Below are 11,372 nucleotides of genomic sequence, written 5' to 3'. Positions count from 1 at the left end.
ATGACCCTCGATCCCTTCAAACTTCTCTTCCCTTCAGGGACTTCACCGCCATCAAACCTATAGTACATACAACCCCCATAATATTGGAAAGGAGGCTTACCCCACGACCGGGTTCCCACGCCTCACTGAAGGGTTACGGTACTGCCTCAAGGATTTATGAAAAGGCTGCGGGACATTTTTCAGATGATACGGCATTTTCAGAATTCCTGATGGGACTGAGCAGGGATGAACAGATACATAAGGATGTTATTACCAAGGCTATCGAGGCATCCGGAGATACAACACTCAATGCATTGGCAATAACAGTTGATGAAAATACAAGGAAGCTGGTAGACAGCTACTTTTCATTGATTGAACAAAAGATAAATGCCGGCACCCTTAAAAAAGAGAATATGCTGGATTGTATAGTATCTACTGAGTTCTATGAGTACAACGATATATTCCTGTATAGCCTCAAGTCATTAGGACATATATCGAATGAATTTATCTCATCCAAAATACACCAGCATAAAAAGGACATCGAGCGGTACTTAGAGAGTCAGCCGGAATTGAGGAAGTATCTTAATATAATAAGGAGCCTGCCTGATACCTGGCATGAAAAGATTCTCATTGTGGAAAATGATGTAGTAACATCAGCGTTATTAGAGGCCGTGTTGAGGGGTGAGTGGATAATTGAATGTGTGAATAATGCTGAAGAAGGGCTTAACAGACTATCTGAGAAGTACTATGACGTTATCATTACTGAAGTTAATCTGCCTTTGATGGATGGAATAGAGTTTTATAAAAAGGTTGAAGAACAGTATCCAAATATTAAAGACCGGTTTCTCGTATTCACAGGGACAAGGGATGAAGGCCATTTATCATTTCTTAAAGATAATAAAATAAGATACCTGCGTAAACCTGCATCAATAATTGATATCAAAAAGGCTGTAATTGATATTCTGAGAAAATAGTATAGATGATCATTTTGCAGGCTGTGCATGGCATCTGAAGCAGTCATACAAACGGAAGGCAACAACCCCGTGACATCTTCCGCAATACTCGCCCTCAAGTACCCTGTGCATTGTAATCGGGTTTCCGCCGCGTTTAGGGATAAATATTGTCGGATGACAATTCTTACAATCCAACCACATGGTATGTGATGAATGAGGGAAACGTGCATCCGGTATGCCGAAATCCTTTTTTATGGAAAGGCTCATATCCATATTATAAAGCGGTGTGTAAGGCAATGCGTTCGGGTCAGTCGAGTCAAAGGGTTTAAACAATCCATCCCTGATCCCCTTCATCCAGTCAATCTCCCCCATCCCTGTCTTTGGGATTACCTTAACAGCAACCGGCGGCGGAGGCATCTTTGAGAGGTCCAACGGTATTCTCGTAAAAAATGTATTTGAGAATTTCCCTTTTGTGGGGTCTGCCGGTTCTTTTTGTTTAACAGATGGAGACATTGCTGCACTGTCCCATTTTCCTATAAGTCTTTTTACATAAAGCTGATATATGTTACTGCTGTCCAATTCACTGTATGCAATGTAAACACCATTGTCATTTGATTCAACGGATGGTGCCGTTACTCCCCTATTATCTTCAGAGGCTGCAGACGTACCGTCATATATCCATGACGACCTGTGATAGTGTTTAACATGAATAGCAGAGACCCCATTTTCGCCTGTCTCTATCCATGCGACGTAAGGCACATCATCTTTAATTGCAAGAGAAGGGCTTGTTGCATGTGATGAAACGTCAATATTGAGTGACTCACCAAGCCGTGACCACTCCTTTCCATTCCATCGTTTAACATACACTTGGGAAACTCCGTCTGCATTGTATTCCATCCAAGATACAAACAGGGTATTCCCTGCCAATGAAATAGAAGGTGATAGAGCATTTTTCACAGGGTTTAAATTAAGCGATTTTCCAATGTATTCCCATTTCTCCCCATTCCAGTAGCCTGTGTATAGTTGGGCAATATCATGCTCGTCATACTCCGACCACGCGAGATAAAGACCGTCTTTACCTGCGGTTATGGCGGGCGTTAAGGCATGTTTTTCAGGGGATATGTTGAGTATATTTCCAATAGATTTCCATGCACTACCATCCCATTGTTTTGCATATAAACAGGCATTGAGACTGCTGTCTGTTTCAAGCCATGCGGCATATAAAGAAGTCCCATTGCCTGATATTACAGGATTAATCGCGCGGTGGTCTGGATTTACATTAAGACTGCTGCCCTGGCGCACCCACTCTGTCCCATTCCATTGCCTTACAAATATCTGAGAGATGTTTTTCTGGTCCTTTTCACTCCATGCAGCATAAAGATTATTTCCTGATACAGTCAGTACAGGATTTGCAGCGTGGCGTATTGGAGATAAATTCAGAAACCTTCCGACAAGTGCCCATTCGTTCCCCTCTTTTTGTTTTGCATAAACATGGGATATGCCTGCACTGTCTATCTCAGTCCATGCAACATAAGGGATATTTCCCTTCATTGTAAGAGATGGGGCAAGGGCATGGGGTGTTGCGGCCACGCCGGTTTCTTTACTTTTACCGATATTGAGATTCTCACCTTCTGAAATCCATTGTGACTGCTGGCCTGCTGAGATAGGAAAAACTATGGAAAGATTCAGGAGTGCAATACCTGCGATTAATATAGTTCGGAAACGCATACAGTTTTATAGGACTTTATGAACAATTTGTCAATCCCTTAGGGTCTGTCATGAAATAACTTGTGCATTTAGGCGCTCAGATTTCGGTCAGGTTTGAGTGCGACCGATTGAGCAACCCCGAAGGCGTAGTTGAATCTACGCTGAGGGGTTGCGATTGAGAAGCACACAAAGATGGCCGGAAGATGAGATGCATAAATGTATAGGTTATTTTATGACAGACCCTTACAGTATTTCTACCAGATGGATATCAAAAGTTAAGTCTTTTCCTGCAAGCGGGTGATTGGCATCTAACGTCACCATGGATTCTGTTACACCGGCAATGGTAACCACAACTATCTTATCATCAGGTTGTGACAGTTCCAACTCTTCACCTACGTTCAACCTTATATCCTCGGGGAACTGGTCCCTCGGAACTTCCAGAATCATTTCCTTACGATAAGGCCCATAAGCCTTGTCTGCCGGAATTATAGTAGTCGTTGATTCCCCGGTATTCAAACCAATAACAGCCTCTTCAAACCCCGGGATTATCTGCCCCTGACCGATAGTAAATTGAAGCGGACCTTCTTCAATAGATGAATCAAACTCCGTACCATCCGCAAACCTCCCCCTATAATGAACCTTTACCACATCCCCACTTTTCGCCTGTGACATTATTATCCCTTTCAATTAATTGTTATGAAACGTATTGACGCATTATACATGAGCTAAAGGTTAATTCAAATTAATTTTTTAAATAAAACCCGGGGTGATGTCCACAGAATTATCAGAATTATTCTCCATTTTATTTCAATAGCACCTTTGCCTCAGAAAAGGCGCTGAAGAAGTTTTCCATGTCGTCCTGAAATATCAGCAGGGAGGAGCGGTTGAATTTGCCTTCTCCACTCGGTATGCTCTCCGATATTATCAGAAATTTTTTGCTGTTCTTTGTAGACTTTACATCAAAGAAATATGTGCGTTTCCCAGCCCGCACCATCCTCTTAAATACACTCATCTTCTCATCCATTAATTTAACCTCCTATAAATAATGGCCACAGATAAACACTGTTTTGATCAGCCCAAAATAACCCTTTGTGATCGCCCCGCTCATGACGGTTCATCCGAAAATGACCCCCCCATGCCCCCCCTTAAACTAAGGGGGGGATTTTCATTCTCCTTTGTGAGTCTACGGCTCATGAGCGGTTCATCCGAAAATCAACCCCATCCCCACCCTACCCCTCCCCTTGAAGGGGAGGGAATCAACATAGCCCCCTCTCCCTCAGGGAGAGCTGCAATTAAATTCCTTCCAAATCCCTCCCCCCTCTTTTGCGGGGGGGAGGCAGGAGGGGGGATCAGGGTGAGGGTGGGGTTTTCATTGCCCTTTGTGAACCCTCGGTTCATGGGAGTTCAGCCAAAAATCTTCTTATTACCAAACAAATGGATAGCCGTCATGCCCCGGCGTATCTGTGAGTCGTTTCATAAAGCCGGCACCGTTTCCATCAATCAACCACAGGTCAGACCATGCATCTCCTGAGACATTGGATTCTATTATCAGGCTATTGTTATTCATCCATCTTGGTGTGCCATTCCAAACGCCGTAACTCTTATTGTTTGAATCCACATTGGTGAGGTTTGTTTCAATACCGGTATCAATATCAAGTGAATATATATTAACGTAGAAAGGTTCGTCCGGTCTGAATACAATCTTTGTAGGTTTCTCATAAGCAATCATCTTTCCATCAGGAGACCATGCCGGTTTCCATCTGTCTAAGTTGTCTATTGAGGCAGTCAGGTTTAGTGCATTGTGTGTGTTCAGGTCAACAACAATGATGTCATTCTTAGTCTCTCTCTGCGAGGTATAGGCTACTGAAGCCCCGTCAGGCGACCATGCGGGATACAGGTTGTTGTAATTATCAAAAGTCAGTCGTGTCTCAACAAGGCTTTCTGTATCAAATATAAATATATCTCCTTTACCATTTGTCTTCCTCGAATAAACAAGCTGTCTACCGTCCGGGGACCAGTCAGGCCAGCTCCCCTCTGTAATTCTTATCAGACTGCTTGTACGCGTATCCATTATCCATATTGAGTCACTTCCATCTCTGTTTGAATAAAAGGCAATCGCCTTTCCATCAGAAGAGGCAACAGGATGGGTATAGTCAATGGATGGATTATCATTCGGGACAAGCAGCCTCGTCACACTGTTTTCTGCGTCCATTGAATATATTGCAGAAGAGCCGGTTCTGTTGGATACAAACAGTATATTTTTCTTTACAACTTTCCCGATTACTGCGTTGTCCTCCTCACCCAGCCTGCCTTTATACACAACCACAAAACGATCCTGACTTGTATTATCAGCAGGTTTATTAAAGGTAATCTTCTCTGTTACGCCTCCTGAAGGGATAGAGGTATTAGCAGGAATTGCATAAGAGGCAAGTTTATTTCTTGTTCCGCTTGTTGAATCATAGAGAATTTCAAAACTCCCGTTATTAAGCGGTTCCGCAGACATGTTTTTTATCCTGACACCATCTGCCCCGTCATTCAATACCGCTATCCTCCCCCTGAAAAAGAACTCCATAAGAGCGGATACATAAGATACTGCCTTAGGTATCAGAATCTCTGAATAATCCTTATAACTATATGGGTCGAGATGTGCCGTGTACTTTGCCTTGTCCTTATCAGTTAAGAATGTAATTTTAGAATGTAACAAACCGACTGCTGCAAGATGAGGTACATTCATACCATCAGAAGTCATTCCTCTGTAATACTGAACTAAATCCCTTTTCCCATCTTCTGACGCATGCTCATAAGTCTCTATCGAAATCCAGTCAGGTTTGTCATACTGACTGAATACTGTACCCTCGCTTAGAAAATTCTGATTTGTATATTCTGCCATGCCGGGTCTTTGATTTGTCCCGTTATTATCCCAGAAGTCGGCAACCCTGCTGAATGAAACCTTCTCACTTGAAAATATCCATTGCTCACCCTCCCCCTCCCCCCCTCCCGTCAAGGGAGGGGGAATTAGCTCTGTTATTTTTCCTGATTCGAGGTAACCCTCAAGATATGCCCCCTGAATAACACCATGCCAGATATGGTCATAAAGAAAGTCATTACGTGTATGTGCAGGAACCCCCATGTCTTCCAGTATATGAAGGTTGTGGCCGAGGGAAAAGAAGGTCATGGCAAAGTAGTGTCCCCTCTCTTCTTTTGTAGCAGCAGTGAGGGCATTGTAGAAGTATCTGCGTGTATCAGGCCATGCAAAGTAGTTATACGGATACGAGGCGGAAGACTTACCTTCCACCCTGTCAACCGCAGGTGTCCCGTCGAGGTTGAAGCTTGATTCACACATCGAGAGAAGGGAACAGAATAATCTTCCAACATTCCCCTGTTCTGCTGATGGATAAAAGAGTGCCAGAAAATCAGCAAGAACGCCGGCTCCGTAATAATTATTATCAAGGCCCTTATTTGATATCGGATCAAGAAAGTGATGCTGTGCCCTCTCAGTCGGATGGTCTTCAGCCTCACTGCCGGATATTACCAGATACCTGCCGGTGTAAGGTGTATCGAACCTTGAAGGGTAAACTCTTCCAAAACTCCCCACAACATCATTATTCCTCTCAATCTCTTTATCCGGCACAGTAATATCAACATTACGAAGGAACAGAAACGTGCTGTCAATACCGTCCTGTATATCCAATTCATGTTTCAGTAACCTATCTACTTCACCGATAGTAACAACATTATCTACTGCTAACCTCGTAATTGACGGATGAGTAAAACTGCTGCCGAAACCATACGCCATGTTGTAATTGATGAGATTGTTAAACAGCACAACAATAATAAAGAATATAATCACACTCAATTGTTTATACATGAGATACCCCTCTTACTTGCAGATTATTTTTGATTTTTGATTTTTTATCTTTAATTTTTAATTTTTAATTTAAAATTTATCTATCTTCCATCGTCCGAGCATATCTTTCGTGAACCATATAAAACTTGTATATTCTCTTCCATTTTCTTTAAACCTGACCCTGTACTTTGCCTCGCCCTTTTTTATGTATATCTTCTCTATATCCCGCATCCCTGAAAATATTTCAGGAAGTTTGTCTGATACCTGTTTAAACTGTTCATGGTATTTCCACCTTGATATAAGAGTGAAATTATCTAACGCACTTTCAATATCTTTTTTTATTAAAGAAGTGACCATTGAGTTCCAGATGTTCTTTAATTCAACGTCTGATTGGGAATCAGGCGGGTCTGCGGCGTATACTGATATGGAACAGAACATAAGAAATAAGGATAATAAAATTAATAGTTTCTTTTTCATATATGCACCCGAAAAATCTCCATAGCTCACCCTCCCCCTAACCCCCTCACGTCAAGGGAGGGGGAATAAACTTAAAACTTATGTATCTTCCATTGCCCGAATATATCCTTTGTAAACCAGACATAATATGTAATATCTCCTTCATAGACCCTTGTCTTTGCTGTATTATCATCATAAGAAATCAGTTGGATGTCTCCGATAACTGCAAATGTTTCAGGTACTTTATCACCGAGCAATAAGAGTTGGTCCCTGTACCTCTGGCGTGTATCGGGCATTATCAGCAGTAGCGCATCTTCATTTTTTCCGGCAATTAGGGACTCTTTAAACTTATGCCATAGCTGTATTAATACCTCCGGTACATTCCCCTGGTCCGGAGGAATGTCTATGACTACCGGAATATTTCTAAGGATAACGTTAGTAGTAAGTATTTTGGCATCAGGGTTGTACATCTCAGGATTAATATTGATGCTTTTACTTTCATACAAATCCAGTGACGCCTCTGCAGTAAATGATGTGCGTGGAATCCCTGAGATGATATAGATACCGTTATTATCTGTTATGGCTGAAAGGGTTGTATTGGTTAAGGATATTTTTACACCTGATAGCGGCGATTCACCGGTATCCTTTACCTGACCTGTAAGTGTTAATGTATCAATACCTGAAGAAGGTATAAGTGCTATATCATGCAGAGAAGGTGTATCTCCTCCCGCAGCAAAGACATTAAGGTTTACAGTGTCATATCCATCCTTTGACACAAACAGCGTAATGTAGCCGCTGTCCACGCCGGTTATATTAAATTCCCCTGCATCACCTGATATTAAACTAGCTGTAAGACCGCCGCCTGAAGTGAACCTAATCACAGCGCCACTGACAGGTACACCAAGTACGCTGTTATATACCCTTCCTGATACTCCTGCGAATTCTGAAAAGACATGGATTAAATCAATATTGGAGATCCCTGTATTACCCGCTTGATCAATTGCCTCAAATCTCAGGTTATTATGACCAATTGATAAAATTATATTTGCACTAAACACTCCGTTAACTACAGGCATATCTTCAGTTGTCACAAAATCTCTTATCATCCTGATAGTAGTTATCTGAGGGTCATCTATGCTCCCATTTATCAAAATATCAGGTAACATTACAACTGCACCATCAGTTACATTCATGATGTTTATTACAGGAGGAACAGAATCAATATTCAGGGATAGGTCACGGCTTGTACTAACACCTTCATTATTTGTCACTACTGCACTGAGGATATTATTACCGTGTTTAAGGGTTAGATCACCAAAGTAATAAAACCCATTTTCCCAATTTTCATTGAAGTCTGCCTGAATACCATTTATCGTTACTGTAATTGGGATGTCATTATAGTCAAAGGCATAAACCCTGATCTGCTCATAACGATACATCTCCGGCAGAATGTCCTGTGATAGCTTCTGAAATTCCGGATTCTTTACATCAAAGTTATCTTCATCATATTCACACACCGGCGGCATTTCACCGGGGACTAAACATATATTGTAAATTACCGGCCCTGTATCAACCGGTATGTCAACATAAGCAATCACATCCTGGTCCCAGCGGAACTTAATTCTCCCAGGATTGTAAAAGGATATTTTCTTTGCCTGAGATTTTTCCCCTGCACTGAGGCCCTGGTTGCTGATATAAGCGGCCATATCAAAAAATGGTAAACCTCCAGGGGTGTATCCATCCGGATTTGAGACCTTCACATCCGAATTGCTTATACCGGTTATCACAATCTTTAGGGGACTCATGATTGTTGTATCAGAAATATTGGTAATCGCCATATTAAGCGTCATTATATTTGTCCGTGTGTTAAAGACAGGTGAGGTAAATTCAAGCAAGGTCTTGTCATCAACATTTGTCTCCTGCAACTCAGCATACGCTATGCTGCTGCTTAATATTTGCGTGATTGAGAGTATCAATATACAACACCATGTCCTGTAAACTCCCCTGTATCTGCTGTATGCAAACACCGCTACAAGACCGCCTCCAAGCAGGATTAATGTCCCGGGTTCTGTCAATGGCTGAGAATGTTTTGATGGATCAGTAACATCATCAATACCTGCTACTGACCTGAACACATCATCTTCATCAAAAAGCATAAAGGTTAATCTCGCCATAGTACCGGCAGTAATAGATGAAATGTCAAAAGAAAACGGGACAAAACCTACTGTGGGATTCCATGCAAGTGTCTCATCAAAGTACCCCTCATCTCCTGCATCTAAAGTCATCTGAAAGAAATCAGAGGGAAAGGAATGGAAATCAGGATACTTGGGATCATCAGGCCCTGTTATGTCAAAGTAGAACCGGAAGTTAAGTGTGTCTCCGAATATTATGAAGTCTGTAGAGAGTGATGTTATGTATTCACCATTTATGCCCCCGGTTTCCAGAACAGCCGCACCATTAGATGTATTCACATCCCCTATTGTCTCCCATCCTGTTATACCGCTGCTGAAATCTCCATTTATAAACTGGGCAGAAGAGGGACTATCAAAATAAAAATGGAATAATAAAATTATAATAAACAGAATAAAAATAACCCTGCGCACCTTTTCACCTCCTTTTTTTGAGGCTCTTGCAAGTGCCTCTATTGACAAACTCATCCTAATAATTTATTTTGTGTCTATGAATAATGCGAATGAATTTGGGGTTGAATTCGGGAAAATACTCTTTCCTACTGATTTTTCTGAGTCAGCAGAAAATGCATCACATTATGCAATCTCTATGGCAGAGAAATTCGGCAGCAAGATATTTGCCGTGCATGTAATTGAACCATTTACCTATACTTCTGATTTAGGTATTGATATGGCTGACCAGTATCAGGTGATGGAGGCTACTGCTAAGAGGTTTCTTGAAGATGTAGTAACCTCCATCAGAGAAAAAAACATTGATGTTGAAGGCTTCCTGTTAACAGGTGAACCATTTGTAGAGATTATAAAACTTGCAAAACAGGAGCAGGTCAATATTATCATTATGGCAACACACGGGCGAACGGGTATTGAACATTTACTCCTTGGAAGTACGGCTGAAAAAGTTGTAAGAAAATCACCCTGTCCTGTACTGACCGTAAAAAGGCCCGGTCAGACCTTCAGTTTGCCGTAATAATCCCTTTTTGAATCAACTCTACAAATACAGTCACAACATCAGGGTCAAGCTGAAGCTCTTTTTGCTTAATCAGTTCGTCAACTGCGTTATCATTGGACAATGCCTCACGGTAAGGCCGCTCATTGATTAATGCGTCATACGTATCCAACACCGCCATTATCCTTCCCTCCACAGGGATGTCCTTTCCTTTAAGACCGAAAGGATAGCCGGTACCATCATACTTCTCATGATGGTAAAGTAAATACGGTACTATCGGTTTCAGAAAATCCGTACTCACAAGCATACCTGCACCAATCCTCGTATGCCTCTTTACAAGCTTCATCTCCTGCGGGGTCAGCATCTCCTTTTTATTCAATACTGATTCAGCCACGCACACCTTACCGATATCATGCAGATGCGCCCCGATTTCCAGTTCCTCAACCTTTTCCCGCCTCCAGCTCAATGCCTTGCCTATTGCCTTTGCATACTTGGACAGCCTTATGGTATGCCCGATGGCAAGCGGATCCCTGATCTCAATATACATTGACAGCCGTGTAATTATACCGAGATACTTAGCCTGGAGGTGTCTGAATCTCTGGTACCTGTATGCCTCATCAAAAAGATATGTTACTGATTCCCTGACTTCAAATAGACGGTCTGAGTAACCTCTTTCCGTAAAATGAAACAGGTCCCGGATTGAAGGATTCTGCCTGTTCTTCAACTGTACACAAAGGTTACTGACATATCTCCTGAGATAACCATCATCCATATACATCTTCCACCCCCCGTCTGGAAAATAACAAAATCGCCGCCCACATTATTTCTCCTGCCTGGCAGTATCCGTTTTTACAGCAACATAAGGTTTTATCTTTTCAAAAAGTTTATTGCCGATGCCGTCAACCTTTTTTAAATCTTCAACCTTTGCAAAAGACCCGTGCTTCTCCCTGTATTTAATAATCGCCATAGACTTCTTCTCTCCAAGTCCGGGAATAGCGGCAATCTCATTTGCTGATGCAGTATTCACATTTATTGCTGATACTGCTGCATTTTGTGTGTTTACAGTCTGCTCTGCATGGATGATTCCGGGCTGTAAGGTGGAAAGGCTTAAAAGCAGAAGCAGGCCGCTGATACGAAGAAAACCTTTTATCATAATCTCACCCCCTTTCTATTATTTTGTTTATTGATTTATATAGTTAATATCGCAACAACAATGCCATAAATTTCCAATAATCTTTCATAGTATCGAACTCATGGATTTATAAAAGGAAAAACAGAGAAATGATAAATTCTCT

At 41.8% G+C, this 11,372-nt stretch carries 10 protein-coding genes; 2 read left to right on the top strand and 8 right to left on the bottom strand.

What is annotated here, in order from left to right:
- A partial coding sequence (locus HZA08_10920; GenBank protein ID MBI5193937.1) for a response regulator occupies positions 1-953 on the top strand: 953 nt, incomplete at its 5' end.
- A 9-nt stretch (positions 954-962) separates the two neighbouring features.
- Here HZA08_10920 and HZA08_10915 read toward each other — a convergent pair.
- The 6 genes from HZA08_10915 to HZA08_10890 form a co-directional block, all read right to left on the bottom strand.
- Positions 963-2,660, bottom strand: coding sequence for a hypothetical protein (locus HZA08_10915; protein MBI5193936.1), 1,698 nt, complete (start codon positions 2,658-2,660; stop codon positions 963-965).
- A 222-nt stretch (positions 2,661-2,882) separates the two neighbouring features.
- Positions 2,883-3,311, bottom strand: coding sequence for a peptidylprolyl isomerase (locus HZA08_10910; protein MBI5193935.1), 429 nt, complete (start codon positions 3,309-3,311; stop codon positions 2,883-2,885).
- A gap of 130 nt (positions 3,312-3,441) precedes the next feature.
- Complete coding sequence (locus HZA08_10905; GenBank protein MBI5193934.1) at positions 3,442-3,663, bottom strand: DUF3276 family protein; 222 nt, start codon at positions 3,661-3,663, stop codon at positions 3,442-3,444.
- Between the two features lie 399 nt (positions 3,664-4,062).
- The gene (locus HZA08_10900; protein MBI5193933.1) at positions 4,063-6,507 is read right to left on the bottom strand and encodes a PD40 domain-containing protein; all 2,445 of its coding nucleotides are present in this window, start codon (positions 6,505-6,507) and stop codon (positions 4,063-4,065) included.
- 69 nt (positions 6,508-6,576) lie between these two features.
- The gene (locus tag HZA08_10895) at positions 6,577-6,993 is read right to left on the bottom strand and encodes a hypothetical protein (GenBank protein ID MBI5193932.1); all 417 of its coding nucleotides are present in this window, start codon (positions 6,991-6,993) and stop codon (positions 6,577-6,579) included.
- 41 nt (positions 6,994-7,034) lie between these two features.
- Positions 7,035-9,599, bottom strand: a complete 2,565-nt coding sequence (locus HZA08_10890; GenBank protein ID MBI5193931.1) for a carboxypeptidase regulatory-like domain-containing protein — start codon at positions 9,597-9,599, stop codon at positions 7,035-7,037.
- A gap of 22 nt (positions 9,600-9,621) precedes the next feature.
- On the opposite strand from HZA08_10890, the gene HZA08_10885 reads away from it, so the two are divergent.
- A complete protein-coding gene (locus HZA08_10885; protein MBI5193930.1) occupies positions 9,622-10,098 on the top strand; it encodes a universal stress protein in 477 nt (158 codons plus the stop codon).
- Here the strand turns inward: HZA08_10885 and HZA08_10880 are convergent.
- Positions 10,085-10,849, bottom strand: a complete 765-nt coding sequence (locus tag HZA08_10880; protein ID MBI5193929.1) for an HD-GYP domain-containing protein — start codon at positions 10,847-10,849, stop codon at positions 10,085-10,087. The genes HZA08_10885 and HZA08_10880 overlap by 14 nt on opposite strands.
- 48 nt (positions 10,850-10,897) lie before the next feature.
- The gene (locus HZA08_10875; protein MBI5193928.1) at positions 10,898-11,230 is read right to left on the bottom strand and encodes a helix-hairpin-helix domain-containing protein; all 333 of its coding nucleotides are present in this window, start codon (positions 11,228-11,230) and stop codon (positions 10,898-10,900) included.
- Positions 11,231-11,372 lie beyond the last annotated feature (142 nt).

This window comes from Nitrospirota bacterium (assembly GCA_016212215.1).
Classification (GTDB): domain Bacteria; phylum Nitrospirota; class 9FT-COMBO-42-15; order HDB-SIOI813; family HDB-SIOI813; genus JACRGV01.
Note: the sequence above shows the minus strand (reverse complement) of the source record. Positions and strands in the feature narration are given on the sequence as shown.